The sequence below is a fragment of the Geodermatophilus ruber genome (genome assembly GCF_900114385.1).
Taxonomy (GTDB): domain Bacteria; phylum Actinomycetota; class Actinomycetes; order Mycobacteriales; family Geodermatophilaceae; genus Geodermatophilus; species Geodermatophilus ruber.
Genome location: NZ_FOSW01000001.1, coordinates 51,536 through 74,360, shown reverse-complemented (window position 1 = coordinate 74,360; position 22,825 = coordinate 51,536). Strand labels below are relative to the sequence as shown.

Here is a 22,825-nt window from a genome sequence, read left to right as displayed (position 1 = left end):
GCTTACCCCGCCAGCCTCTTCATCGTCTCCACTGTGCGCAGCCGACCCTCGCGGCTGGCGTCGAGGGGCTGCAGCATCAGCGTGGTGACGCCCGCCTCGGCGAAGGCAGCGATCCGCTCGGCCACGTGGGACTCCGGTCCGATCAGCGAGACGGCGCGCACGAGCTCCTCGGGCACCGCCGCCGCGGCCTCGTCCTTGCGGCCGTCGAGGTAGAGGTCCTGGATCTTCTCCGCCTCGGCCTCGTACCCGTAGCGGCGCGCCAGGTCGTTGTAGAAGTTCTTGCCGCGGGCCCCCATGCCCCCGATGTAGAGCGCGAGCTGCGGGCGCACCAGGTCGAGCATCGGCTCGGCGTCCTCCCCGACCGCGACCGGGACGCCCACGACGACCTGCAGGTCACCCAGGTCGGGGTCCCGCTTGGCCCGCCCCGCGGCCAGCGACTCGCCCCAGACCGACGCCGCCTTCTCCGGCACGAAGAAGATCGGCTCCCACGCCTCGGCGATCTCCGCGGCCATCTGCACGTTCTTCGGCCCGATCGCGGCCAGCAGCACCGGGATCCGCTCGCGCACCGGGGTGTTGATCAGCTTCAGCGGCTTGCCCAGGCCGGTGCCCTGCTCGGGCGGCAGCGGAATGCTGTACTTCGGCCCCTCGTGGGCCAGCCGCTCGCGGCGCCACACCCGCCGGCAGATCTCGACGATCTCGCGGGTGCGCTGCAGCGGGGCGTCGTAGGGGACCCCGTGCCACCCCTCGATCACCTGCGGGCCGGAGGCGCCCAGCCCGAGGGTGAACCGGCCGTCGGAGACGAAGTCGAGCCCCGCCGCGGTCATCGCGGTCAGCGCCGGGGTACGGCTGTAGATCGGGAAGATGCCGCTCATGAGCTCGACCCGCTCGGTCACCGCGGCGAGGTAGCCCAGCTGGCTGACCGCGTCGAAGGTGTACACCTCGGCCACCATCGCCAGGTCGAGCCCGGCTGATTCGAGGTCGCGGATCTCTGCGGCGGTCTCGCGGAACCCCCCGCTGTAACTGGCCTGGATGCCGATGCGCACGTCCACTCCTGACGTCCACGGCGCCCCTGTTGGCGCCGTGGACCGACGCTAACGGCAGCGCCGCGCGGGTCTCGCAGGGCGTTCAGACAGCGCGGACGGCGCCGACGACCTCGGTGACCACGCGGACGCCGTCGACGTCGCGGGGCACGCGCCCGGCCGCGCCCGCATCCGCCAGGTTCACCTTGACCACGTACCCGCTCTCCCTGCGGGCCAGCCCGACCCCGACGACGGCGGGATCGGCGGCCAGTCGCTCGGTGAGGGCACTCTTGGCGGCTCTGGCGGAGGCGCGATCGGTCACGGACCCTCCTCGGTGGCGGGTGCCGACGCTGGGCCGGCGGTGACCTCGCACGCGCGGTCACCGCCCCCATGGTGCCCTGGTTCCGCCCGGCGCGACAGCCCCCGCCGGACCCGGACCACCCTCAGGCGGGAAGCCACTCCAGGCCGAGAACCTCCAGCACCGTCGCCAGCGGGTTGGCGAACGTGACGCCGCCGCCGTTGCTCCCGCCGGTATCGCTGCCCGCGAAGAGCAGACCCAGGGGAGCCCGGTCCCCGCTGCGCCAGACGACCGACCCGCTGTCGCCCCCGGCGCTGAACGCCCCCGCCAGTCCCTCGATCTCCACCTGGTCGTCGAACACGTGCACCGCGTCGTCGTACTGCACGGTCACACCGTCGACCTCGATCGCGGTGATCCGCCCGAGGGTGTGCCCGGTCGTCCGTCCCACCTTCTCCACCTGCACGTCGGGGTCGACGTCGTCCACCGGCAGGACCGCGCCGATCAGCGGACCACCGGGCAGCCGGCCCGGCTCCACCGGCACCTCGGCGTCCAGGTCGGCCACCGCGGCGTCGACGAGGTTGGCGCCGCCCTCGGCCCGGAACGGCTCGAAGGCCGACAGCGAGGCCACCCGGTCGGTATTCCCCCGGCCGCCGTCCGCTGTTCCGGGCTGCAGCACCGCGTCCCCCAGGACGGCGGCGCCGCTGGCTGCCAGCACGTGGCTGTTCGAGAGCAGCGCCAACCGCCCCCCGCGGTGGACGAAGCCGCCCAGCGTCCCCGCGCTCACCGCCGGGTGGCCCACCGACAGTCCCGGGTGGAGCGGCCGGGTGCGCTGCTGCAGCTGCCCGGGGGAGGAGAGCGCGTGCACGGCGCCGATGACCCGGATGTCGAGCTCCCCGAGCACCGTGTCGGGGAGGCCCTCGACCAGCGGATCGACGTCGTCCTTGTTGCTCAGCCGGATCGCCAGGTGGGCCTGGCCCGGGGCGACCGGCGCGAGCCCGAGGGCCGGGCGGGCCCAGGACCGCCCGGCCAGGTCGCTGGCCGTCACCGGCGCGGCGGACGCGGCCAGCCGCGTCGAGAGGTGGGCCTTGAGTTCCCGGGCGAGGTCGAGGTGCACGGCGTACTCCGGTGGCGATCGGTGGGCGTCCTGGCACAGACCGTAGGGCCGGGGTCTGACGCCCGCCGCCGACCCCACCGGGGAGATCGCCGGGGTGTCACGCGTGGAGGCTCCCGCGCCGGGCCCGGTACCGGTACATTCGCCGCCACCGCCGGGGTCGCCCGCCGGGTCTGTGGCCCCCGGGAATAGCCCGGAGGCAGCGACGTTGACCCGGGTGCACGGCCCCGACGGGTGAGGCTGACCACCGCCTGTCGACATGTGGCGGACCCGGCTTTGACCGGGTCCGGGCACACGGGTATCGTGGTCAGCCGTGCCCAGGGTGCCCTGGGCCTGCTCCCGTTCGCGGTGCGCCTGCCGACAGGTGGTGGCGCCGAGTCGCGGGGGGCGACCGATCCGGTTCGAATCGCCGGCCGGTCCCGGGGAAGGCGACACGCCCGACCGCGGGGACCGGTGGTGGTCCACGGGCAGGATCGGGCCGACCCCAGCAGGACCGGCACCCGAGGCGCGACAGAGCAGAGCACCGTCCACAGCACGACCCAGCGCAGGTAGGAGATCCAGGCCACCCATGCCCACGATCAACCAGCTGGTCCGCAAGGGCCGCGAGGACAAGGTCGAGAAGACCAAGACCCCGGCGCTGAAGGGCTCCCCTCAGCGTCGTGGCGTGTGCACCCGCGTGTACACGACGACGCCGAAGAAGCCGAACTCGGCGCTGCGCAAGGTCGCTCGCGTGCGTCTCACGAGTGGCATCGAGGTGACCGCCTACATCCCGGGTGTCGGCCACAACCTGCAGGAGCACTCGATGGTGCTCGTGCGCGGCGGCCGGGTGAAGGACCTCCCCGGCGTGCGTTACAAGATCATCCGCGGCTCGCTCGACACCCAGGGTGTCCGGAACCGCAAGCAGGCTCGCAGCCGCTACGGCGCGAAGAAGGAGAAGAGCTAATGCCGCGCAAGGGCCCCGCGCCGCGCCGTCCGCTGGTCGCCGACCCGGTGTACCAGTCGCCGCTGGTGACCCAGCTGGTCAACAAGGTGCTGGTCGACGGCAAGCGCTCGGTCGCCGAGGCGATCGTCTACGGCGCGCTCGAGGGCGCCCGCGCCAAGACCGACACCGACCCGGTCGTCACGCTCAAGCGCGCGCTGGACAACGTCAAGCCGGCCCTCGAGGTGCGCAGCCGCCGCGTCGGTGGCGCGACCTACCAGGTGCCGGTCGAGGTCCGCCCGTCGCGGAGCACCACGCTGGGCCTGCGCTGGCTGATCCAGTACAGCCGCGCCCGTCGCGAGAAGACGATGACCGAGCGCCTGATGAACGAGTTGCTCGACGCGAGCAACGGCCTGGGGGCCGCGGTGAAGCGCCGCGAGGACACCCACAAGATGGCCGAGTCGAACAAGGCCTTCGCGCACTACCGCTGGTAAGTGCCACCCGGCTGGTCCAACCAGCCCCCGCGGCCGGCGGGAAGTCCGGGCCACCCCTGGACGACCCGCACGCGGACCCGAACCAAAGAGGAGACAGAGATGGCCGACACGAAGGCCCAGCTCGCCACGACCCGCAACATCGGGATCATGGCGCACATCGACGCCGGCAAGACCACGACGACCGAGCGCATCCTCTTCTACACCGGTATCAACTACAAGATCGGTGAGGTCCACGACGGCGCGGCCACGATGGACTGGATGGAGCAGGAGCAGGAGCGCGGCATCACCATCACGTCGGCCGCGACGAAGTGCTCCTGGAACGGCTACGACATCAACATCATCGACACCCCGGGGCACGTCGACTTCACCGTCGAGGTGGAGCGGTCGCTGCGGGTGCTCGACGGTGCGGTGGCCGTCTACGACGGGGTCGCCGGCGTGGAGCCGCAGACCGAGCAGGTGTGGCGGCAGGCGGAGAAGTACGGCGTCCCGCGCATGTGCTTCGTCAACAAGCTCGACCGCACCGGGGCCGACTTCTTCCGCTGCGTCGACATGATGGTCGAGCGGCTGGGTGCCAACCCCGTCGTGCTGCAGCTGCCGATCGGTGCCGAGGCCGACTTCATCGGCGTCGTGGACCTGGTCCAGATGCGCGCGCTCACCTGGCGTGGCGAGACGCAGATGGGTGAGGACTACGCGGTCGAGGAGATCCCGGCCGAGCTGGCCGACCAGGCCGCCGAGTACCGCGAGAAGCTGCTCGAGGCCGTCGCGGAGACCGACGACGAGCTCATGGAGGCCTACCTCGGCGGCGAGGAGATCTCCGTCGACCGGCTCAAGGGCGCGATCCGCAAGGCCACGATCGGTGCCCAGATCAACCCGGTCCTCACCGGCACCGCGTTCAAGAACAAGGGCATCCAGCCGCTGCTCGACGCGGTCACCGACTACCTGCCCAGCCCGCTGGACATCGAGGCGATCGTCGGCACCGCGCTCGACGGCGAGACCGAGGTGCTCCGGCACGCCGACGAGGACGAGCCGTTCTCGGCCCTGGCCTTCAAGATCCAGACCGACCAGCACCTCGGCAAGCTGACCTACATCCGGGTCTACTCGGGCAGGGTCTCCTCCGGGTCCCCGGTGCTCAACAGCACCAAGGACCGCAAGGAGCGGATCGGCAAGATCTACCAGATGCACGCCAACAAGCGCGAGGAGCGCGAAGGCGTGGGCGCCGGCCAGATCGTCGCGGTCGTGGGTCTCAAGCAGACCACCACGGGTGACACGCTCAGCGACCCGCAGAAGCCGGTGATCCTGGAGTCGATGACCTTCCCGGCCCCGGTCATCTCGGTCGCGATCGAGCCGAAGACCAAGAGCGACCAGGAGAAGCTCGGCACCGCCATCCAGAAGCTGGCCGAGGAGGACCCGACCTTCCAGGTCAAGCTGGACGAGGAGACCGGCCAGACCGTCATCTCCGGCATGGGCGAGCTCCACCTGGAGATCCTCGTCGACCGGATGCGGCGCGAGTTCAAGGTCGAGGCCAACGTCGGCAAGCCCCAGGTGGCCTACCGGGAGACGATCCGCAAGGCCGTCGAGAAGTACGACTACACCCACAAGAAGCAGACCGGTGGTTCGGGTCAGTTCGCGAAGGTGCAGGTCACCGTGGAGCCGCTCGAGGTCACCGGCGACGGCCCGACCTACGAGTTCGTGAACGCCGTCACCGGTGGGCGCATCCCCAAGGAGTACATCCCCTCGGTCGACCAGGGCATCCAGGACGCGATGCAGTACGGCGTCCTCGCCGGTTACCCGCTCGTGGGTGTCAAGGCCACGCTGGTCGACGGCCAGTACCACGAGGTCGACTCCTCGGAGATGGCCTTCAAGATCGCCGGCTCGATGGTCTTCAAGGAGGCCGCACGCAAGGCCAGTCCGGCCCTGCTCGAGCCGCTCATGGCCGTCGAGGTCGTCACGCCCGAGGACTACATGGGTGACGTCATCGGCGACCTGAACTCCCGGCGTGGGACCATCCAGGCGATGGAGGAGCGCTCCGGCGCCCGCGTCGTCCGGGCCCTGGTCCCGCTCTCGGAGATGTTCGGCTACGTGGGCGACCTGCGCAGCCGCACCCAGGGACGGGCGAGCTACACCATGGTGTTCGACTCGTACGCCGAGGTCCCGGCCAACGTCGCCAAGGAGATCATCGCCAAGGCGACCGGCGAGTAACAGGTCGGCGGGCGACCTCGTCCGCCGACCCCGGGCACTGCCCACCCCAGAGCACGCGCACGACTGCGAAGACACGGAGAGAGGAACCCAGTGGCCAAGGCCAAGTTCGAGCGGACCAAGCCGCACGTCAACATCGGCACCATCGGGCACATCGACCACGGCAAGACCACGCTGACCGCGGCGATCACCAAGGTGCTGCACGACAAGTACCCGGACCTCAACGAGGCGTCGGCCTTCGACCAGATCGACAAGGCGCCCGAGGAGAAGGCCCGCGGCATCACGATCTCGATCGCCCACGTCGAGTACCAGACCGAGAACCGGCACTACGCGCACGTCGACTGCCCCGGGCACGCCGACTACATCAAGAACATGATCACCGGTGCGGCGCAGATGGACGGTGCCATCCTCGTGGTCGCCGCCACCGACGGCCCGATGCCGCAGACCAAGGAGCACGTCCTCCTGGCCCGCCAGGTCGGTGTCCCCTACATCGTCGTGGCGCTGAACAAGGCCGACATGGTCGACGACGAGGAGATCCTCGAGCTCGTCGAGCTGGAGGTCCGCGAGCTGCTGAGCGAGTACGAGTTCCCGGGTGACGACGTCCCCGTGGTCCGCGTCTCGGCGCTCAAGGCCCTCGAGGGCGACGCCGAGTGGGGCGACCGCCTCATGGAGCTGATGAACGCCGTCGACACCGCGATCCCCGAGCCGGAGCGTGAGATCGACAAGCCGTTCCTCATGCCCGTCGAGGACGTCTTCACCATCACCGGTCGCGGCACCGTCGTCACCGGTCGCGTGGAGCGCGGCATCGTCAAGGTGAACGAGGAGGTCGAGATCGTCGGCATCCGCCCGTCCTCGACCAAGACCACCGTCACCGGTGTCGAGATGTTCCGCAAGCTGCTCGACCAGGGCCAGGCCGGTGACAACGTCGGCCTGCTGCTGCGCGGCATCAAGCGCGAGGACGTCGAGCGCGGCCAGGTCGTGGTGAAGCCGGGGTCGATCACCCCGCACACCAACTTCGAGGGCTCGGTCTACATCCTCTCGAAGGACGAGGGTGGCCGTCACACGCCGTTCTTCAACAACTACCGTCCCCAGTTCTACTTCCGGACGACGGACGTGACGGGCGTCGTGACCCTGCCCGCCGGCACCGAGATGGTCATGCCGGGTGACAACACCGAGATGACGGTCGAGCTGATCCAGCCGATCGCCATGGAGGAGGGCCTGCGGTTCGCCATCCGTGAGGGTGGCCGCACCGTCGGCGCCGGTCGCGTCACCAAGATCCTCAAGTAAGTCCCCGCGACGGGCGGTGGCCGCACGCCGGCCACCGCCCGTCCACCGGGTCGCCCGACCCCCACAGCTACTCGAACACCGATCGGCAGGAGCAGAAGACAGCGATGGCGGGACAGAAGATCCGCATCCGGCTGAAGGCCTACGACCACGAGGCGATCGACGCCTCGGCGCGGCGCATCGTCGACACGGTGACCAAGACCGGTGCGCGCGTCGTCGGCCCGGTGCCGCTGCCGACGGAGAAGAACGTGTACTGCGTCATCCGGTCCCCGCACAAGTACAAGGACTCGCGGGAGCACTTCGAGATGCGCACCCACAAGCGCCTCATCGACATCCTCGACCCGACGCCGAAGACGGTCGACGCGCTCATGCGCATCGACCTGCCGGCCTCGGTCGACGTCAACATCCAGTAAGGGCAGTCAGCAGACATGGCGAGCACATTCCGTGGTCTCCTCGGCGAGAAGCTGGGCATGACCCAGGTCTTCGACGAGAACAACCGCATCGTGCCGGTGACCGTCGTGAAGGCGGGCCCGTGTGTGGTGACCCAGGTCCGGACCCCCGAGGTCGACGGCTACTCCGCCGTCCAGCTCGGGTTCGGCGAGATCGACCCGCGCAAGGTGAACAAGCCCGAGGGCGGGCACTTCGCCAAGGCGGGCGTCACGCCGCGTCGGCACCTGGTCGAGCTGCGCACCGCGGACGCCTCGGACTACACGGTCGGCCAGGAGCTGACCGCTGAGGTCTTCGACGGCGTCGCGAAGGTCGACGTCATCGGCACCAGCAAGGGCAAGGGCACCGCCGGTGTCATGAAGCGTCACGGCTTCAAGGGCCTCGGCGCCGCACACGGCACCCAGCGCAAGCACCGGTCGCCGGGCTCCATCGGCGGCGCATCCACCCCCGGTCGCGTCTTCAAGGGCCTGCGCATGGCCGGCCGCATGGGCGCGGTCAAGACGACCACGCTCTCGCTCAACGTGCACAAGGTGGACGCCGAGCGCGGGCTGCTGCTGATCAAGGGCGCGATCCCCGGCCCGAAGGGCGGCCTCGTGCTCGTCCGCTCGGCCGTCAAGGGCGGCCCCGTGGGGAGTGACAACCAGTGACCCAGTCGACCCAGACCCGGACCGACCGCCAGGTCGACGTCCGCACCCCGGCGGGGGAGACCTCCGGCAGCGTGACGCTGCCCGGTGAGCTCTTCGACGCGGCGGCGAACGTCTCGCTCATGCACCAGGTCGTGGTGGCCCAGCTGGCCGCCGCGCGCCAGGGCACGCACGCGACCAAGACCCGCGGTCAGGTCCGTGGCGGTGGCGCCAAGCCCTACCGCCAGAAGGGCACCGGTCGCGCCCGGCAGGGCTCGACCCGCGCGCCGCAGTTCGAGGGCGGTGGCACCGTCCACGGCCCGCAGCCGCGCGACTACTCGCAGAAGACCCCGAAGAAGATGAAGGCGGCCGCGCTGCGCGGTGCCCTCTCCGACCGGGCCCGCGAGAACCGGGTGCACGTGGTGAGCACCTTCGTGGAGGGCGACGCGCCCAAGACCAAGGCCGCGCTGGCGACCATCCAGGGGATCACCCAGGCCAAGCGAGTCCTCGTGGTCCTCGACCGCGATGACGTCCTCAACTGGGTCAGCCTGCGCAACCTGCCGCAGGTGCACCTGATCGAGGCCGGCCAGCTCAACACCTACGACGTCCTGGTCTCCGACGAGGTCGTCTTCACCGAGGCCGCGCTCGCCCAGTTCGTCGCCGGGCCGGCGAAGGGCAAGGGTCACGAGATCGAGAAGCCCGACCTGACGACGCCGGACATCCCCGGCGCCATCCCGTCGATCGAGCCGGTTCAGGGCACGACCGACCTGGACCTCGCCACCGATGACGCTGAGGAGAACGCATGAGCGTCCGCGACCCCCGGGACGTGCTGCTCGCCCCGGTCATCTCGGAGAAGAGCTACGGGCTCCTGGACGAGAACCAGTACACGTTCATCGTGCTGCCCGAGGCGAACAAGACCCAGATCAAGATCGCGGTTGAGCAGATCTTCCAGGTGAAGGTCCTCGGCGTGAACACGATCAACCGCCAGGGCAAGCGCAAGCGGAGCAAGGGCAGCAAGCTCGGCAAGCGCAAGGACACCAAGCGCGCCATCGTCTCGCTCGCCCCCGGCGACCGCATCGAGATCTTCGGCGGTCCGGGCGCCTGACGGCGATTGCGCCGCGCGCCCACCGCACCCACAGACCGGACCAGAGAGAACAGACAGGGACTCCAGACCCATGGGCATCCGCAAGTACAAGCCGACGACGCCGGGCCGCCGCGGCTCCAGCGTCGCCGACTTCGCCGAGGTCACCCGCGACCATCCCGAGAAGTCGCTGGTCCGGCCGCTGCACGGGCGCGGTGGGCGCAACGTCCACGGCAAGGTCACGGCCCGTCACCAGGGTGGTGGGCACAAGCGTGCCTACCGGCTGATCGACTTCCGCCGGGCCGACAAGGACGGCGTGCCGGCGAAGGTCGCGCACATCGAGTACGACCCCAACCGCACCTCGCGCATCGCGCTGCTGCACTTCGCCGACGGCGAGAAGCGCTACATCATCGCGCCGGCCCGCCTCAAGCAGGGCGACACGGTCGAGTGCGGCCCCGGGGCCGACATCAAGCCGGGCAACAACCTGCCGCTGCGGAACATCCCGGTCGGCACCGTGGTTCATGCCATCGAGCTGCGTCCCGGTGGGGGCGCGAAGATCGCTCGCTCGGCCGGCACCAGCGTCCAGCTGGTCGCGCGGGAGGGCCGCCTGGCCCAGCTGCGCATGCCGTCGGGCGAGATCCGCAACGTCGACGTGCGCTGCCGCGCCACCGTCGGCGAGGTGGGCAATGCCGAGCAGTCGAACATCAACTGGGGCAAGGCCGGCCGGATGCGGTGGAAGGGCAAGCGCCCGACCGTCCGCGGTGTGGCCATGAACCCGGTGGACCACCCGCACGGCGGTGGTGAGGGCAAGACCTCCGGTGGTCGCCACCCGGTGAACCCGAAGGGCAAGCCCGAGGGCCGGACGCGCAAGCGGAAGGCCAGTGACGCCATGATCGTGCGCCGCCGGCGCACCAACAAGAAGCGCTGAGCGGGTAGAGGAGTCCGACAGACATGCCACGCAGCCTCAAGAAGGGCCCGTTCGTCGACGACCACCTGCTCAAGAAGGTGGACGCGCAGAACGAAAAGGGCACCAAGACCGTCATCCGCACCTGGTCGCGTCGCTCGACGATCATCCCCGACATGCTCGGGCACACGTTCGCCGTGCACGACGGCCGCAAGCACGTCCCGGTCTTCGTGACCGAGGCCATGGTCGGGCACAAGCTCGGCGAGTTCGCGCCCACGCGCACCTTCCGTGGGCACGTCAAGGACGACCGCCGGTCGCGGCGCGGCTGACCAGGTAGAGAGAGATTTCGATGACTTCCCAGTTGGGACAGGAGGCGCCGGCGGCCCGGGCTACGGCCCGGTTCGTCCGCGTCACCCCCATGAAGGCACGCCGGGTGGTGGACCTCATCCGCTACCTGCCCACCGACGAGGCGCTGGCGCTGCTGCGCTACGCCCCGCAGGCGGCCAGCGAGCCGGTCCTGAAGGTCGTGGCCAGCGCCGTCGCCAACGCCGAGCACAACCTGCGGCTGGACCCGGCCGCCCTGGTCGTGAGCGCCGCGTATGTCGACGAGGGGCCCACGCTCAAGCGGATCCGCCCGCGCGCCCAGGGCCGGGCCTTCCGCATCAACAAGCGGACCTGCCACATCACCGTCGAGGTCGCCGAGGTCGGCGGCAGCGCCGAGCTGGCCGGCAAGTCCCGCGAGGCGCGTCGCCGCACCGGCCAGTCCGGTCCGGCCACCCAGCAGCAGAGCAGCAACACGAGGGGAGGGACCCGCTAGTGGGTCAGAAGGTCAACCCGCACGGGTTCCGGCTCGGCATCACCACCGACTACAAGTCCCGGTGGTACGCCGACAAGCTGTACAAGGACTACGTCAAGGAAGACGTCGCGATCCGCAAGCTCATGTCCAAGGGCATGGAGCGGGCCGGCATCTCCAAGGTGGAGATCGAGCGCACCCGTGACCGGGTCCGCGTCGACATCCACACCGCCCGTCCGGGCATCGTCATCGGTCGCCGCGGCGCCGAGGCCGACCGGATCCGGGGCGAGCTGGAGAAGCTCACCGGCAAGCAGGTGCAGCTGAACATCCTCGAGGTGAAGAACCCCGAGGCCGACGCGCAGCTGGTCGCCCAGGGCGTCGCCGAGCAGCTCTCCAGCCGGGTCAGCTTCCGCCGCGCCATGCGCAAGGCGATGCAGTCCGCGCAGCGCAGCCCGCAGGTCAAGGGCATCCGGGTGCAGTGCTCGGGTCGCCTGGGCGGCACCGAGATGAGCCGGTCGGAGTTCTACCGCGAGGGCCGTGTGCCGCTGCACACGCTCCGCGCGAACATCGACTACGGCATCTACGAGGCCCGCACCACCTTCGGCCGCATCGGCGTGAAGGTGTGGATCTACAAGGGTGACGTCAGCGGCTCGCGTGCCGAGCGCGATGCCCTCGAGGCCCTCGCCGCCCGCCAGCAGCGTCGCGAGCGGGCCCAGCGCCCGCAGCGCCGCTCCGGCTCGTCGGGCACGACCGCCGGCGGGACCGAGGCCGGTCGCGCCGCGGCCGAGTCCTCGACCGGCCCCGCCGCCGAGCCCGCCGACTCCACCGTGGCCGCGACCTCTGGTGAGGTCGCGACCGAGCAGACCGTTTCGGACGCCGCAGGCGCCGAGGCCACCGCTGCGGCCGAGAACACGGCCGCGCAGAACACGGAGGGCTGACACGTGCTGATCCCACGGCGCGTCAAGCACCGCAAGCAGCACCACCCGAGTCGCAAGGGCCGGGCCAAGGGCGGAACCGAGATCAACTTCGGTGAGTACGCCATCCAGGCCCTCGAGCCGGCGTACGTCACCAACCGGCAGATCGAGTCCGCTCGTATCGCCATGACCCGTCACATCCGCCGCGGTGGGAAGGTCTGGATCTCGATCTACCCGGACCGCCCCCTGACCAAGAAGCCGGCCGAGACGCGCATGGGTTCCGGTAAGGGCTCGCCCGAGTGGTGGGTCGCCAACGTCAAGCCCGGACGCATCATGTTCGAGCTCTCCGGTGTCGCCGAGCCGGTGGCCCGCGAGGCCATGCGCCGAGCGATCCACAAGCTCCCGATGAAGTGCCGCTTCATCACTCGTGAAGGAGAGGTGTGATGGCCGCCGGGCTGACCGCTTCCGAGCTGCGTGAGCTCTCCCCCGAGGAGCTCGCCACGCGGCTGCGCGAGTCCAAGGAAGAACTGTTCAACCTGCGGTTCCAGGTGGCCACCGGCCAGCTGGACAACAACCGGCGGCTGCAGACCGTCCGCCGCGACATCGCCCGGATCTACACGATCATGCGCGAGCGCGAGCTGGGCCTCTCGGTCGCCCCGACTGAGGGTGTGGCATGAGCGAGGCCCAGGAGACGCAGGCCGCGACCGGCCCCGGCCTGGCCGGGCGGGGTTACCGCAAGGTCCGTGAAGGACTCGTGGTCAGCGACAAGATGAACAAGACCATCGTGGTCGAGGTCGAGGACCGGGTGAAGCACGGTCTCTACGGCAAGGTCATCCGTCGCACGAGCAAGCTGAAGGCGCACGACGAGCAGGAGGTCGCCGGCATCGGTGACCGCGTGCAGATCATGGAGACCCGGCCCACGTCGGCCACCAAGCGGTGGCGGCTGGTCGAGGTCGTCGAGAAGGCCAAGTAGGACGCGGCCCTCCGGGGCCGTCCCAGGACCAGGTACCCTGGACGACCGGCGCCCCTCCGGGTGCGCGCCGCATCCCGGTACCCGTGTTCGGACGCACCGGCGGCGCAGGCTGCCGGTGCGTCCGCACGTAGGTACCGGACAGCCGGTTCACCGTTCCGGCCCGGCTGTCACCACTGAGATTTGGGAGTAGCAACGTGATCCAGCAGGAGTCGCGACTGCGGGTCGCCGACAACACCGGGGCAAAGGAGATCCTCTGCATCCGAGTGCTCGGCGGCTCGGGGCGACGCTACGCGGGCATCGGCGACGTCATCGTCGCGACCGTGAAGGACGCGCTGCCCGGTGCCGGGGTCAAGCGGGGTGACGTGGTCAAGGCCGTCGTCGTCCGCACGGTGAAGGAGCGCCGTCGTCCCGACGGGTCCTACATCCGCTTCGACGAGAACGCCGCGGTCATCATCCGCGACAGCGGCGACCCCCGCGGGACGCGCATCTTCGGCCCCGTCGGCCGGGAGCTGCGCGACAAGCGGTTCATGCGGATCATCTCGCTCGCCCCGGAGGTGTTGTGATCATGGCGGACAAGACCCCGTCGAAGCTGAAGGTCAAGAAGGGCGACACGGTCGTCGTCCTGTCGGGCAAGGACAAGGGCGCCAAGGGCCGCGTCATCGCCGCCTACCCCAAGCTCCAGAAGGTCCTGGTCGAGGGCGTCGGCCGGGTGAAGAAGCACACCCGGATCAGCTCCACCCAGCGCGGTGCCCAGTCGGGCGGGATCGTCACCCAGGAGGCGCCCATCCACGTGAGCAACGTGATGGTGATCGACTCCGAGGGCACGCCGACCCGGGTCGGTTTCCGCAAGGACGAGGAAGGCCGCAGCATCCGGGTGTCGCGGCGCACCGGTAAGGACCTCTGACGGCCATGAGCGCACCCACCCGTGAGCTGCCCCGCATGCTCGCCCACTACCGCGAGCAGATCGCGCCGGCGCTGCAGGCGGAGTTCAACTACAGCAACGTCATGCAGATCCCGCGGCTGACGAAGATCGTCGTCAACATGGGCGTCGGCGAGGCGACCCGTGACGCCAAGCTGATGGACGGCGCGGTCCGCGACCTCACCGCCATCACCGGTCAGCGGCCGGCCGTGGTGCGGGCCCGCAAGTCCATCGCGCAGTTCAAGCTTCGCGAGGGCATGCCGATCGGCGCCAAGGTCACCCTCCGCGGTGACCGCATGTGGGAGTTCCTGGACCGGCTCCTGTCGTTGGCCCTGCCCCGCATCCGTGACTTCCGTGGCCTGAACCCGAAGCAGTTCGACGGGCACGGGAACTACACGTTCGGGCTGACCGAGCAGTCGATGTTCCGGGAGATCGACGTCGACAAGATCGACCGTCCCCGGGGCATGGACATCACGCTGGTCAACACCGCCACGAACGACGAGGAGGGTCGCGAGCTCCTCCGCCTGCTGGGCTTCCCGTTCGCCGGCCAGCCCGTCGTGACCACCACCCGCTGAGCCGGGGCGAGGAGACAGACAGATGGCCAAGAAGGCTCTGATCAACAAGGCGGCCCGCAAGCCCAAGTTCGCGGTCCGCGCCTACACCCGCTGCCAGCGGTGCGGTCGTCCGCACTCGGTCTTCCGCAAGTTCGGCCTGTGCCGGATCTGCCTGCGGGAGATGGCCCACGCCGGCGAGCTCCCGGGCGTGAGCAAGTCCAGCTGGTAGTCCCCAGCGCCCGTCCCGCGCGCTGACCCGACGGGGCGGTCCACCCAGAGCACCACCGATCGCCGAGAGGCCCGCGCAGAATCGCGTGAGGAACCGCGGCGAGAGAGGCACGACACCCATGACGATGACCGACCCGATCGCGGACATGCTCACGCGGCTGCGGAACGCCAATCAGGCGTACCACGACAGCGCGATCATGCCGTCGTCGAAGCTGAAGACGCACATCGCCGAGATCCTCCAGCAGGAGGGCTACATCGCCGGCTGGACCGTCAACGAGGTCGAGAAGGACGGCACCACCCGCAAGGAGCTGGTGATCGACCTCAAGTACGGCCCGAACCGTGAGCGGAGCATCGCCGGCGTCCGGCGCGTCTCCAAGCCCGGTCTGCGGGTGTACGCCAAGTCCAACGCGCTGCCCAAGGTGCTCGGCGGCCTCGGGGTGGCCATCATCTCCACCTCGACCGGGCTGCTGACCGACCGGCAGGCGAACAAGAAGGGCGTGGGCGGGGAAGTCCTCGCCTACGTCTGGTAAGGGAGCGAGCAGATGTCACGGATCGGACGACTCCCGATTCCCGTGCCCGGTGGGGTGGACGTCGCCATCGACGGTCAGACGGTCAGCGTGAAGGGGCCCAAGGGCTCCCTGGCCCACACCGTCGCGGCGCCGATCACCGTCGCGCGCGGCGAGGACGGCACCCTGACGGTGGCGCGGCCCGACGACGCGCGGGAGAGCCGCGCCCTGCACGGGCTGTCGCGCACGCTCATCGCCAACATGATCACCGGCGTCACCGAGGGCTACACCAAGACCCTCGAGATCGTCGGCGTGGGGTACCGCGTGCAGGCCCGAGGCTCGGACCTCGAGTTCGCCCTGGGCTACAGCCACCCGGTGCCGGTGAAGGCCCCCGAGGGCATCACCTTCACCGTCGAGTCCCCGACCCGCCTGCGGGTGACCGGGATCGACAAGCAGCAGGTGGGCCAGATCGCGGCCAACATCCGCAAGCTGCGCCGCCCCGACCCCTACAAGGGCAAGGGCGTGCGGTACCAGGGTGAGGTCATCAAGCGCAAGGTCGGGAAGACGGGTAAGTGATGACTCAGGCAGAGAAGTCCGCTCGGGTCCACAAGCCCGTCGGCACCGACATCAGCACCGCGCGGCGGTTGGCCCGCCAGCGCCGGCACAAGCGGCTGCGCAAGCGGGTCTCGGGCACGCCGGAGCGTCCGCGCCTGGTGGTCAACCGCAGCTCGCGGCACATCCACGTGCAGCTGGTCGACGACACCGTCGGCCGTACGCTGGCCAGTGCCTCCACTCTGGACCCGAGCCTGCGTGGCGCCGAGGGCGACAAGTCGTCCCTGGCCCGCCGGGTCGGCGCGCTCGTCGCCGAGCGGGCCAAGGCCATCGGCATCTCCGCGGTCGTCCTCGACCGGGGCGGCAACCGCTACCACGGCCGGATCGCTGCGCTGGCCGACGCCGCCCGCGAGGGTGGTCTGGACTTCTGATGAGCAGCACCGCGAACAAGCAGATCGAGAGGGACGTCTGATGCCAGGACCACAGCGACGCGGCGGCGGCGCCGGCGGCGGTAACGACCGCCGCGACCGTCGTGACGGCGGGCGGGGGCCCGGCGGCGCACCTGCCGAGAAGAGCAACTTCATCGAGCGCGTGGTGGCCATCAACCGCGTGTCCAAGGTGGTCAAGGGCGGTCGGCGCTTCAGCTTCACCGCCCTGGTGATCGTGGGCGACGGCGACGGCACCGTGGGCGTCGGCTACGGCAAGGCCAAGGAGGTGCCCGCGGCGATCGCCAAGGGCGTCGAGGAGGCCAAGAAGCACTTCTACAAGGTGCCCCGCATCGCCAGCACCATCCCGCACCCGGTGCAGGGTGAGGCGGCCGCGGGCGTCGTGCTGCTCAAGCCGGCCAGCCCCGGTACCGGGGTCATCGCCGGTGGCCCGGTGCGCGCCGTCCTGGAGTGCGCGGGCATCCACGACGTGCTGTCCAAGAGCCTCGGGTCCTCCAACCCGATCAACATCGTGCACGCGACCATGCAGGCGCTGAAGGATCTCGTGCGTCCCGAGGAGATCGCGGCCCGCCGTGGTCTGCCGCTCGAGGACGTCGCTCCGGCGGCGATGCTGCGGGCGCGTGCGGGCCAGGGGGTCTGACATGACGCAGCTCAAGGTCACCCAGATCCGGTCGGCGATCGGCACCAAGCCGAACCAGCGTCAGACGCTGCGTTCCCTGGGGCTCAAGCGGATCAACGACTCGGTCGTGCAGGAGGACCGTCCCGAGATCCGCGGGATGGTCGCGACGGTGCCGCACCTGGTCACCGTCGAAGAGATCAGCTGACCGCGGCTGAGTAGGGACATCTCATGACTCTCAAGGTCCACCACCTGCGTCCGGCCCCGGGCGCCCACACCCCCAAGACCCGCGTGGGTCGCGGTGAGGGCTCGAAGGGGAAGACCGCCGGTCGCGGCACCAAGGGCACCGGAGCCCGGGGGAACACGAACCCGCGCTTCGAGGGCGGCCAGACCCCGCTGCACATGCGGCTGCCCAAGCTCTCGGGCTTCAAGAACCCGAACAAGGTCGTGTTCCAGGTCGTCAACCTCGACCGGATCGCGGCGCTGTTCCCCCAGGGCGGGTCCATCAACCCGGACTCGCTGGCCGAGGCCGGCGCCGTCCGCCGGGGCCAGCCGGTCAAGGTGCTCGGCACCGGTGACCTGGGCGGCATCGAGGTCCACGTGCACGCGCACGCCTTCTCCTCCTCCGCGGCGGAGAAGATCAGCGCGGCCGGGGGCAGCATCACCCGCATCTGACGCCGTCGACCCCCGGAGGCTTTCGTGCCTCCGGGGGTCGACTGCTGCCCGTCCCGCGCCTCTGCTGGACGGGCTCGTTGCTAACCTCATCCGACCGAGCAGGGGAGGGCACGTGCTGCAGGCGTTCGCCGCGGCGTTCCGGACGCCAGACCTCCGGCGCAAGCTGCTGTTCTCCCTGGCGATCATCGCCGTGTACCGGCTCGGCGCCGCCGTCCCGGGGCCCGGGGTCTCCGTCGAGGCCATCAACAGCTGTCTCGAGCAGGCCCAGGCATCCGATCAGCGCGACCTCTACTCGCTGGTCAACCTGTTCTCCGGCGGGGCGCTGCTGCGCCTGTCGGTCTTTGCGCTCGGCATCATGCCGTACATCACGGCCAGCATCATCGTGCAGTTGCTGGTCGTGGTCATCCCGCGGTTCGAGCAGCTGAAGAAGGAAGGGCAGTCGGGTCAGGCGAAGCTGACCCAGTACACCCGCTACCTGACCATTGCGCTGGCGATCCTGCAGAGCACCGGCATCATCGCCCTGGCCCGCAGCGGCCAGCTGTTCCCGGGCTGCTCGCAGAGCATCATCCCGTCGGAGTCCATCTGGACGACGGTCGTCCTCGTGGTCGCGCTGACCGCCGGCACCGCGTTGATCATGTGGCTGGGCGAGCTGCTCACCGAGAAGGGGATCGGCAACGGCATGTCCGTGCTGATCTTCACCTCGATCGCCGCGCGCATCCCGGCCGAGGGCGGCGCGATCCTGCAGACCCGCGGAGCGTTCGTCTTCGCCGTCGTGTGCGCCTTCGCGCTGCTGATCATCGGTGCGGTGATCTACGTCGAGCAGGCGCAGCGACGGATCCCGGTCCAGTACGCCAAGCGGATGGTCGGGCGCCGCATGTACGGCGGGACGTCGACCTACCTGCCGCTGAAGGTCAACCAGGCGGGCGTCATCCCGGTGATCTTCGCGTCCTCGCTGCTCTACCTGCCCCAGCTGATCAGCCAGCTGCAGGGCAACGACACAGGCCGGATCCGGCAGTTCTTCGAGAACTACATCATCGACCAGAGCAGCCCGGTCCACGTCGCCCTCTACTTCGGCCTGATCGTGTTCTTCACGTACTTCTACGTGTCGATCACGTTCAACCCGGAGGAACGTGCCGAGGACATGAAGCGCTACGGCGGGTTCATCCCCGGTATCCGGCCGGGCAGACCGACCGCGGAGTACCTCCAGTACGTGCTGTCCCGGATCACGCTGCCCGGGTCGATCTACCTGGGGCTCGTGGCGGTGCTGCCCAACCTGTTCCTCTCCATCACGCAGGAGGGGCAGAACCAGAACTTCCCGTTCGGCGGGACCGCGGTGCTCATCATGGTGGGAGTGGGGTTGGAAACGGTGAAGCAGATCGAGACGCAACTCAACCAGCGCAACTACGAAGGGTTCCTGAAGTAGTGCGCGTCGTGCTGCTCGGCCCCCCCGGAGCGGGTAAGGGCACCCAGGCCCAGATCATCGCCGGCCGGCTGGGCGTGCCGGCCATCTCCACCGGGGACATCTTCCGGGCGAACGTGAGCGGTGAGACGGAGCTGGGCCGGCAGGCCAAGGTCTACATGGACGCCGGTGACCTGGTGCCCGACGAGATCACGGTGGCGATGGTGAAGGACCGGCTCGCCGAGCCGGATGCCAAGGCCGGCTTTCTGCTCGACGGCTTCCCCCGGACGATCGCCCAGGCCGAGCAGTTGCGCGAGTCGCTGCAGGAGCTCGGGCACGGGCTGGACTCGGTCCTGGAGCTCGTCGTGGACGAGGACGAGCTGGTCCGCCGGCTCTCCGGCCGGCGGATGCTCGTCGACGGCGAGTGGGTGCAGCGGGAGGACGACAAGCCCGAGACCGTGCGTCACCGTCTCGGGGTGTACCGGGAACAGACCGCACCGCTGTCGGGGTTCTACGACTCACAAGGGCTGCTGACCCGGATCCACGCGATCGGGACGGTGGACGAGGTCACCGAGCGGGCCATGAACGCCCTCGGGCAGGGTGGCTCCGCCGCGACCCGGCAGTCCGACGGGCCGACCGGGCAGCAGAGCGCGGGCTGAGGAACGGCGCCGCAGATGACGGCCGGCATCCTCAGCCGCCTCCCGCTGCTGGCGAAGTGGAGTGGACGCATGATCCAGATCAAGACGCCGCACGAGCTCGAGCTCATGCGCGCTGCCGGGCTGGTCGTGGCCGGCGCCCTCGGGGCCGTCCGCGCGGCCGTCCGTCCCGGGGTCACCACCGGGGAGCTCGACGCCATCGCGGAGGACCACATCCGGAGCGCGGGGGCGGTGCCCTCCTTCCTCGGCTACCACGGGTTCACCGGCAGCATCTGCGCGTCGATCAACGACGAGATCGTGCACGGCATCCCGAACAAGAGCCGGACGCTCGCCCTGGGGGACAACATCTCCATCGACTGCGGGGCCATCCTGCAGGGCTGGCACGGGGACTCCGCGGTCACCGTGACGGTGGGGGAGCCCTCGGCCGAGGATGCCGCGCTGATCGACGTCACCGAGCGGTCCATGTGGGCCGGGCTGGCCCGGGCGATCGCCGGCGGCCGGCTCACCGACATCAGCCACGCCGTGGAGCAGACGATCGTGGCGGAGCAGCACGGATACGGGATCGTCGACCACTACGGCGGACACGGCATCGGGACCGAGATGCACCAGGACCCGCACGTGCTGAACTACGGCCGGCCGGGGCGGGGGCCGAAGCTGGTCCCCGGTCTGGCGCTGGCCATCGAGCCGATGGTGACCGTGGGCGACCCGGCCACCGTGGAGCTCGAGGACGGCTGGACGGTCGTCACCAAGGACGGGTCGCGTGCGGCCCACTTCGAGCACACCGTCGCCATCACGCCGGAGGGCCCCTGGGTCCTCACGGCCGAGGACGGCGGCGTGGCAGGGCTTGCTCCCTTCGGGATCACGCCTCGCACCTGAGCTTCGGTGCCTCGCCGCACCTGAGCGTCGGTGCCTCGCCGCACCTGAAGCGTCCCGCCCAGGTCAGCGCTCCAGCTTCCCGGATCACACGACCCCGGGTTGGAGGGGCGCGCCGAGGCGGGGTACAGTGGCCGATGGCGTTCGCGCCGTCCTGTCGCCGCGCTGTGGCCGCGCGGCGCAGGGCGCCCTCGCGAGAGCGCCTGCACCACTTGTTCTGCACACAACCGAACGCGTGACAGCCGCTCCGGCGTGCGCGGGAGGACCGTCAGCACCATCGAGTCAGGGAGGCCGTGTCGGGCATGGCGAAGAAGGACGGGGCCATCGAGGTCGAGGGTCGCGTCGTCGAGCCGCTGCCCAACGCGATGTTCCGGGTCGAGCTGCAGAACGGGCACCGGGTGCTCGCCCACATCAGCGGCAAGATGCGTCAGCACTACATCCGCATCCTGCCCGAGGACCGCGTGGTCGTGGAGCTCTCGCCCTACGACCTGACCCGCGGTCGCATCGTCTACCGGTACAAGTAACCGCCGCTGCGCGCCCACCCCTCCCGGGTGGAGTGCGCTCGGCACACGATCTGAGGAATGAGGGGCGGCACCGGTGAAGGTCCAGCCGTCGGTGAAGAAGATCTGCGACAAGTGCAAGGTGATCCGCCGGCACGGCCGGGTCATGGTCATCTGCGACAACGCCCGCCACAAGCAGCGGCAGGGCTGAGGGAGTACCTGGACATGGCACGACTGGCCGGCGTCGACCTGCCCCGCGAGAAGCGGATGGAGATCGCGCTCACCTACATCTACGGCATCGGCAAGGCCCACGCGAAGGAGACCCTGGCCGCAACGGGCGTCAGCCCGGACCTGCGCGCCAAGGACCTCAGCGACGAGGACCTGCTGAAGCTGCGCGACTACATCGACGAGCACTTCCGCGTCGAGGGTGACCTGCGCCGTGAGGTGGCCGCCGACATCCGCCGCAAGGTGGAGATCGGCTGCTACCAGGGGCTGCGTCACCGTCGTGGGCTGCCCGTCCACGGTCAGCGCACCCGCACCAACGCGCGCTCGAGCAAGGGCCCGCGCAAGACCATCGCCGGCAAGAAGAAGGCCGGCAGGAAGTAAGCCGCATCGCGCGCCGTCGCAGCGACCCGGGAGGGCGGGAGCGACGGCGCGCGGCGCGTGCGCATCTGGCCACTGATCTGAAGGAAACCGGAGAGACATGCCTCCCAGGGCTCGCGCCGCGGCCGGCGCCAAGAAGGTCCGCCGCAAGGAAAAGAAGAACGTCGCCCACGGCGCCGCGCACATCAAGAGCACGTTCAACAACACGATCGTCTCGATCACCGACCCGAGCGGGAACGTGATCAGCTGGGCCTCCGCGGGCCACGTCGGCTTCAAGGGCTCGCGCAAGTCCACGCCGTTCGCCGCGCAGATGGCGGCCGAGAACGCTGCCCGCAAGGCGCAGGAGCACGGCATGCGCAAGGTCGACGTCTTCGTCAAGGGCCCCGGCTCCGGTCGCGAGACCGCCATCCGGTCCCTCCAGGCCACCGGCCTCGAGGTCGGTCAGATCCAGGACGTCACGCCGCAGCCGCACAACGGCTGCCGCCCCAAGAAGCGCCGCCGGGTCTGACCGGCCACTGACGAGACGAACGAGGAGTACCTGACGTGGCCCGTTACACCGGAGCCGACTGCCGCCTGTGCCGGCGCGAGAAGATGAAGCTGTTCCTCAAGGGCAGCAAGTGCGAGTCCCCGAAGTGCCCGATCGAGATCCGGCCCTACCCGCCGGGCGAGCACGGCCGGGGCCGCAGCAAGGACAGCGAGTACCTGCTGCAGCTGCGTGAGAAGCAGAAGGCGCGCCGCATCTACGGCGTCCTGGAGAAGCAGTTCCGCGGCTACTACGAAGAGGCCAACAAGAAGTCCGGCAAGACCGGTGAGGTCCTGCTGCAGATCCTCGAGTCGCGGCTGGACAACGTGGTGTACCGGGCCGGCTTCGCCGAGTCCCGTGACATGGCCCGCCAGCTGGTGCGCCACGGCCACATCCGGGTCAACGGCCGCAAGGTCGACATCCCGTCCTACCGGGTGAGCGCCAACGACATCATCGAGGTCGCCGAGAAGTCGCGGCGGATGCTGCCGTTCGAGGTCGCCCAGGCCCGCGCCGGCGAGCGCCCCGTGCCCGCGTGGCTCGAGGTCATCAGCAGCCAGCTGCGCGTGCTGGTCCACGGCGTCCCGGCCCGGCAGGTCATCGACACGCCGGTCCAGGAGCAGCTGATCGTCGAGCTCTACTCGAAGTAACGAAAGGGCCCCTTCGCCCCCCACGCCACGCTTCGCGCGGCGCGGGACCCTGCGAAGGGGCCAAGGCTCCGG

Annotated in this window: 36 protein-coding genes; 33 read left to right on the top strand and 3 right to left on the bottom strand. The window is 69.9% G+C overall.

Going from position 1 to position 22,825, the window contains the following annotated elements:
* Window positions 1–2: 2 nt before the first annotated feature.
* The 3 genes from BMZ50_RS00465 to BMZ50_RS00455 all read right to left on the bottom strand — a co-directional run bounded on the left by BMZ50_RS00465 (window position 3) and on the right by BMZ50_RS00455 (window position 2,431).
* On the bottom strand, window positions 3–1,043 hold the full coding sequence (locus BMZ50_RS00465; protein ID WP_091320949.1) for an LLM class F420-dependent oxidoreductase: 1,041 nt from the start codon (window positions 1,041–1,043) through the stop codon (window positions 3–5).
* Between the two features lie 82 nt (window positions 1,044–1,125).
* Window positions 1,126–1,341, bottom strand: coding sequence for a hypothetical protein (locus BMZ50_RS00460; RefSeq protein WP_091319679.1), 216 nt, complete (start codon window positions 1,339–1,341; stop codon window positions 1,126–1,128).
* A gap of 121 nt (window positions 1,342–1,462) precedes the next feature.
* Window positions 1,463–2,431 carry a chymotrypsin family serine protease gene (locus BMZ50_RS00455; RefSeq protein WP_091319676.1) on the bottom strand — a complete coding sequence of 323 codons (969 nt, stop codon included), beginning with the start codon at window positions 2,429–2,431 and terminating at the stop codon, window positions 1,463–1,465.
* Between the two features lie 565 nt (window positions 2,432–2,996).
* Between BMZ50_RS00455 and rpsL the strand changes: the two genes are divergently transcribed.
* From rpsL to rpsD, 33 genes are all read left to right on the top strand, one after another.
* The gene (gene rpsL, locus BMZ50_RS00450; protein WP_012950487.1) at window positions 2,997–3,371 is read left to right on the top strand and encodes a 30S ribosomal protein S12; all 375 of its coding nucleotides are present in this window, start codon (window positions 2,997–2,999) and stop codon (window positions 3,369–3,371) included.
* The gene (gene rpsG, locus BMZ50_RS00445; protein ID WP_091319672.1) at window positions 3,371–3,841 is read left to right on the top strand and encodes a 30S ribosomal protein S7; all 471 of its coding nucleotides are present in this window, start codon (window positions 3,371–3,373) and stop codon (window positions 3,839–3,841) included. Before rpsL ends, rpsG begins: the two co-directional genes overlap by 1 nt.
* A 99-nt stretch (window positions 3,842–3,940) precedes the next feature.
* Window positions 3,941–6,040 (top strand): elongation factor G, encoded by a 2,100-nt coding sequence (gene fusA / locus BMZ50_RS00440; RefSeq protein WP_091319669.1) that lies wholly within the window; start codon window positions 3,941–3,943, stop codon window positions 6,038–6,040.
* Between the two features lie 90 nt (window positions 6,041–6,130).
* Window positions 6,131–7,324 (top strand): elongation factor Tu, encoded by a 1,194-nt coding sequence (tuf, locus tag BMZ50_RS00435; protein ID WP_091319666.1) that lies wholly within the window; start codon window positions 6,131–6,133, stop codon window positions 7,322–7,324.
* A 104-nt stretch (window positions 7,325–7,428) separates the two neighbouring features.
* Window positions 7,429–7,734 carry a 30S ribosomal protein S10 gene (rpsJ, locus tag BMZ50_RS00430; RefSeq protein ID WP_014742859.1) on the top strand — a complete coding sequence of 102 codons (306 nt, stop codon included), beginning with the start codon at window positions 7,429–7,431 and terminating at the stop codon, window positions 7,732–7,734.
* A 15-nt stretch (window positions 7,735–7,749) separates the two neighbouring features.
* Window positions 7,750–8,415: a 50S ribosomal protein L3 gene (gene rplC, locus BMZ50_RS00425; protein WP_091319663.1), complete on the top strand. Its 666-nt coding sequence runs from the start codon at window positions 7,750–7,752 to the stop codon at window positions 8,413–8,415.
* Window positions 8,412–9,197 carry a 50S ribosomal protein L4 gene (rplD, locus tag BMZ50_RS00420; RefSeq protein WP_091319660.1) on the top strand — a complete coding sequence of 262 codons (786 nt, stop codon included), beginning with the start codon at window positions 8,412–8,414 and terminating at the stop codon, window positions 9,195–9,197. The genes rplC and rplD overlap by 4 nt, the downstream gene beginning before the upstream one ends.
* Window positions 9,194–9,496: a 50S ribosomal protein L23 gene (rplW, locus tag BMZ50_RS00415; RefSeq protein ID WP_091319657.1), complete on the top strand. Its 303-nt coding sequence runs from the start codon at window positions 9,194–9,196 to the stop codon at window positions 9,494–9,496. Before rplD ends, rplW begins: the two co-directional genes overlap by 4 nt.
* 70 nt (window positions 9,497–9,566) lie before the next feature.
* Window positions 9,567–10,400, top strand: coding sequence for a 50S ribosomal protein L2 (rplB, locus tag BMZ50_RS00410; protein ID WP_091319654.1), 834 nt, complete (start codon window positions 9,567–9,569; stop codon window positions 10,398–10,400).
* 23 nt (window positions 10,401–10,423) lie between these two features.
* Window positions 10,424–10,705 carry a 30S ribosomal protein S19 gene (gene rpsS, locus BMZ50_RS00405; RefSeq protein WP_091319651.1) on the top strand — a complete coding sequence of 94 codons (282 nt, stop codon included), beginning with the start codon at window positions 10,424–10,426 and terminating at the stop codon, window positions 10,703–10,705.
* Window positions 10,706–10,725: 20 nt separating this feature from the next.
* Window positions 10,726–11,193 carry a 50S ribosomal protein L22 gene (gene rplV, locus BMZ50_RS00400; RefSeq protein ID WP_091319647.1) on the top strand — a complete coding sequence of 156 codons (468 nt, stop codon included), beginning with the start codon at window positions 10,726–10,728 and terminating at the stop codon, window positions 11,191–11,193.
* Complete coding sequence (gene rpsC / locus BMZ50_RS00395) at window positions 11,193–12,107, top strand: 30S ribosomal protein S3 (protein ID WP_091319643.1); 915 nt, start codon at window positions 11,193–11,195, stop codon at window positions 12,105–12,107. Before rplV ends, rpsC begins: the two co-directional genes overlap by 1 nt.
* A 3-nt stretch (window positions 12,108–12,110) precedes the next feature.
* Window positions 12,111–12,527, top strand: coding sequence for a 50S ribosomal protein L16 (rplP, locus tag BMZ50_RS00390; RefSeq protein ID WP_091319639.1), 417 nt, complete (start codon window positions 12,111–12,113; stop codon window positions 12,525–12,527).
* Entirely contained in the window at window positions 12,527–12,760 is a 234-nt protein-coding gene (rpmC, locus tag BMZ50_RS00385) for a 50S ribosomal protein L29 (protein ID WP_091319635.1), read from the top strand. The genes rplP and rpmC overlap by 1 nt, the downstream gene beginning before the upstream one ends.
* The gene (gene rpsQ / locus BMZ50_RS00380; RefSeq protein WP_091319631.1) at window positions 12,757–13,056 is read left to right on the top strand and encodes a 30S ribosomal protein S17; all 300 of its coding nucleotides are present in this window, start codon (window positions 12,757–12,759) and stop codon (window positions 13,054–13,056) included. The genes rpmC and rpsQ overlap by 4 nt, the downstream gene beginning before the upstream one ends.
* Before the next feature lie 194 nt (window positions 13,057–13,250).
* Window positions 13,251–13,619, top strand: coding sequence for a 50S ribosomal protein L14 (rplN, locus tag BMZ50_RS00375; protein WP_012950472.1), 369 nt, complete (start codon window positions 13,251–13,253; stop codon window positions 13,617–13,619).
* 2 nt (window positions 13,620–13,621) lie between these two features.
* Window positions 13,622–13,960, top strand: a complete 339-nt coding sequence (gene rplX / locus BMZ50_RS00370; protein ID WP_177212571.1) for a 50S ribosomal protein L24 — start codon at window positions 13,622–13,624, stop codon at window positions 13,958–13,960.
* A 5-nt stretch (window positions 13,961–13,965) separates the two neighbouring features.
* Window positions 13,966–14,550 (top strand): 50S ribosomal protein L5, encoded by a 585-nt coding sequence (gene rplE / locus BMZ50_RS00365; RefSeq protein ID WP_091319625.1) that lies wholly within the window; start codon window positions 13,966–13,968, stop codon window positions 14,548–14,550.
* 22 nt (window positions 14,551–14,572) lie between these two features.
* Window positions 14,573–14,758 (top strand): type Z 30S ribosomal protein S14, encoded by a 186-nt coding sequence (locus BMZ50_RS00360; RefSeq protein WP_091319621.1) that lies wholly within the window; start codon window positions 14,573–14,575, stop codon window positions 14,756–14,758.
* Window positions 14,759–14,882: 124 nt separating this feature from the next.
* Window positions 14,883–15,287 carry a 30S ribosomal protein S8 gene (gene rpsH, locus BMZ50_RS00355; protein WP_425431979.1) on the top strand — a complete coding sequence of 135 codons (405 nt, stop codon included), beginning with the start codon at window positions 14,883–14,885 and terminating at the stop codon, window positions 15,285–15,287.
* A gap of 12 nt (window positions 15,288–15,299) precedes the next feature.
* Window positions 15,300–15,839, top strand: coding sequence for a 50S ribosomal protein L6 (gene rplF / locus BMZ50_RS00350; protein WP_091319615.1), 540 nt, complete (start codon window positions 15,300–15,302; stop codon window positions 15,837–15,839).
* Window positions 15,839–16,246 (top strand): 50S ribosomal protein L18, encoded by a 408-nt coding sequence (rplR, locus tag BMZ50_RS00345; protein ID WP_091320946.1) that lies wholly within the window; start codon window positions 15,839–15,841, stop codon window positions 16,244–16,246. Before rplF ends, rplR begins: the two co-directional genes overlap by 1 nt.
* A gap of 40 nt (window positions 16,247–16,286) precedes the next feature.
* The gene (gene rpsE / locus BMZ50_RS00340; protein WP_072919083.1) at window positions 16,287–16,901 is read left to right on the top strand and encodes a 30S ribosomal protein S5; all 615 of its coding nucleotides are present in this window, start codon (window positions 16,287–16,289) and stop codon (window positions 16,899–16,901) included.
* Between the two features lies 1 nt (window position 16,902).
* Complete coding sequence (gene rpmD / locus BMZ50_RS00335) at window positions 16,903–17,085, top strand: 50S ribosomal protein L30 (protein ID WP_091319612.1); 183 nt, start codon at window positions 16,903–16,905, stop codon at window positions 17,083–17,085.
* Between the two features lie 23 nt (window positions 17,086–17,108).
* Window positions 17,109–17,552, top strand: a complete 444-nt coding sequence (gene rplO / locus BMZ50_RS00330) for a 50S ribosomal protein L15 (protein WP_091319608.1) — start codon at window positions 17,109–17,111, stop codon at window positions 17,550–17,552.
* A gap of 112 nt (window positions 17,553–17,664) precedes the next feature.
* Window positions 17,665–18,975 (top strand): preprotein translocase subunit SecY, encoded by a 1,311-nt coding sequence (gene secY, locus BMZ50_RS00325; protein ID WP_091319605.1) that lies wholly within the window; start codon window positions 17,665–17,667, stop codon window positions 18,973–18,975.
* Between the two features lie 8 nt (window positions 18,976–18,983).
* Window positions 18,984–19,610, top strand: a complete 627-nt coding sequence (locus BMZ50_RS00320) for an adenylate kinase (protein WP_342708001.1) — start codon at window positions 18,984–18,986, stop codon at window positions 19,608–19,610.
* A 15-nt stretch (window positions 19,611–19,625) separates the two neighbouring features.
* Window positions 19,626–20,483: a type I methionyl aminopeptidase gene (gene map / locus BMZ50_RS00315; RefSeq protein ID WP_245753201.1), complete on the top strand. Its 858-nt coding sequence runs from the start codon at window positions 19,626–19,628 to the stop codon at window positions 20,481–20,483.
* Between the two features lie 299 nt (window positions 20,484–20,782).
* Window positions 20,783–21,004 carry a translation initiation factor IF-1 gene (infA, locus tag BMZ50_RS00310; RefSeq protein WP_012950459.1) on the top strand — a complete coding sequence of 74 codons (222 nt, stop codon included), beginning with the start codon at window positions 20,783–20,785 and terminating at the stop codon, window positions 21,002–21,004.
* Between the two features lie 73 nt (window positions 21,005–21,077).
* A complete protein-coding gene (gene rpmJ / locus BMZ50_RS00305) occupies window positions 21,078–21,191 on the top strand; it encodes a 50S ribosomal protein L36 (protein ID WP_012950458.1) in 114 nt (37 codons plus the stop codon).
* Between the two features lie 14 nt (window positions 21,192–21,205).
* Complete coding sequence (rpsM, locus tag BMZ50_RS00300; protein ID WP_091319598.1) at window positions 21,206–21,586, top strand: 30S ribosomal protein S13; 381 nt, start codon at window positions 21,206–21,208, stop codon at window positions 21,584–21,586.
* Between the two features lie 97 nt (window positions 21,587–21,683).
* Window positions 21,684–22,091: a 30S ribosomal protein S11 gene (rpsK, locus tag BMZ50_RS00295; protein ID WP_091319594.1), complete on the top strand. Its 408-nt coding sequence runs from the start codon at window positions 21,684–21,686 to the stop codon at window positions 22,089–22,091.
* 35 nt (window positions 22,092–22,126) lie between these two features.
* The gene (rpsD, locus tag BMZ50_RS00290) at window positions 22,127–22,753 is read left to right on the top strand and encodes a 30S ribosomal protein S4 (RefSeq protein ID WP_091319590.1); all 627 of its coding nucleotides are present in this window, start codon (window positions 22,127–22,129) and stop codon (window positions 22,751–22,753) included.
* Window positions 22,754–22,825: the final 72 nt, after the last annotated feature.

Excerpts from the sequence above, each read along its gene's own strand:
- fusA (WP_091319669.1), top strand. The coding sequence starts at position 3,941 with ATGGCCGACACGAAGGCCCAGCTCGCCACGACCCGCAACATCGGGATC.
- rpsJ (WP_014742859.1), top strand. The coding sequence starts at position 7,429 with ATGGCGGGACAGAAGATCCGCATCCGGCTGAAGGCCTACGACCACGAG.
- rpsK (WP_091319594.1), top strand. The coding sequence starts at position 21,684 with ATGCCTCCCAGGGCTCGCGCCGCGGCCGGCGCCAAGAAGGTCCGCCGC.
- rpmC (WP_091319635.1), top strand. The coding sequence starts at position 12,527 with ATGGCCGCCGGGCTGACCGCTTCCGAGCTGCGTGAGCTCTCCCCCGAG.
- rplC (WP_091319663.1), top strand. The coding sequence starts at position 7,750 with ATGGCGAGCACATTCCGTGGTCTCCTCGGCGAGAAGCTGGGCATGACC.
- rplF (WP_091319615.1), top strand. The coding sequence starts at position 15,300 with ATGTCACGGATCGGACGACTCCCGATTCCCGTGCCCGGTGGGGTGGAC.
- rpsH (WP_425431979.1), top strand. The coding sequence starts at position 14,883 with ATGACCGACCCGATCGCGGACATGCTCACGCGGCTGCGGAACGCCAAT.
- infA (WP_012950459.1), top strand. The coding sequence starts at position 20,783 with ATGGCGAAGAAGGACGGGGCCATCGAGGTCGAGGGTCGCGTCGTCGAG.
- map (WP_245753201.1), top strand. The coding sequence starts at position 19,626 with ATGACGGCCGGCATCCTCAGCCGCCTCCCGCTGCTGGCGAAGTGGAGT.
- rplV (WP_091319647.1), top strand. The coding sequence starts at position 10,726 with ATGACTTCCCAGTTGGGACAGGAGGCGCCGGCGGCCCGGGCTACGGCC.
- rpsS (WP_091319651.1), top strand. The coding sequence starts at position 10,424 with ATGCCACGCAGCCTCAAGAAGGGCCCGTTCGTCGACGACCACCTGCTC.
- rplR (WP_091320946.1), top strand. The coding sequence starts at position 15,839 with ATGACTCAGGCAGAGAAGTCCGCTCGGGTCCACAAGCCCGTCGGCACC.
- BMZ50_RS00360 (WP_091319621.1), top strand. The coding sequence starts at position 14,573 with ATGGCCAAGAAGGCTCTGATCAACAAGGCGGCCCGCAAGCCCAAGTTC.
- rplW (WP_091319657.1), top strand. The coding sequence starts at position 9,194 with ATGAGCGTCCGCGACCCCCGGGACGTGCTGCTCGCCCCGGTCATCTCG.
- rplE (WP_091319625.1), top strand. The coding sequence starts at position 13,966 with ATGAGCGCACCCACCCGTGAGCTGCCCCGCATGCTCGCCCACTACCGC.
- rplO (WP_091319608.1), top strand. The coding sequence starts at position 17,109 with ATGACTCTCAAGGTCCACCACCTGCGTCCGGCCCCGGGCGCCCACACC.
- rpsQ (WP_091319631.1), top strand. The coding sequence starts at position 12,757 with ATGAGCGAGGCCCAGGAGACGCAGGCCGCGACCGGCCCCGGCCTGGCC.
- rpsM (WP_091319598.1), top strand. The coding sequence starts at position 21,206 with ATGGCACGACTGGCCGGCGTCGACCTGCCCCGCGAGAAGCGGATGGAG.
- rpmD (WP_091319612.1), top strand. The coding sequence starts at position 16,903 with ATGACGCAGCTCAAGGTCACCCAGATCCGGTCGGCGATCGGCACCAAG.
- rplB (WP_091319654.1), top strand. The coding sequence starts at position 9,567 with ATGGGCATCCGCAAGTACAAGCCGACGACGCCGGGCCGCCGCGGCTCC.
- rpsE (WP_072919083.1), top strand. The coding sequence starts at position 16,287 with ATGCCAGGACCACAGCGACGCGGCGGCGGCGCCGGCGGCGGTAACGAC.
- rpsG (WP_091319672.1), top strand. The coding sequence starts at position 3,371 with ATGCCGCGCAAGGGCCCCGCGCCGCGCCGTCCGCTGGTCGCCGACCCG.
- rplX (WP_177212571.1), top strand. The coding sequence starts at position 13,622 with ATGGCGGACAAGACCCCGTCGAAGCTGAAGGTCAAGAAGGGCGACACG.
- rpsL (WP_012950487.1), top strand. The coding sequence starts at position 2,997 with ATGCCCACGATCAACCAGCTGGTCCGCAAGGGCCGCGAGGACAAGGTC.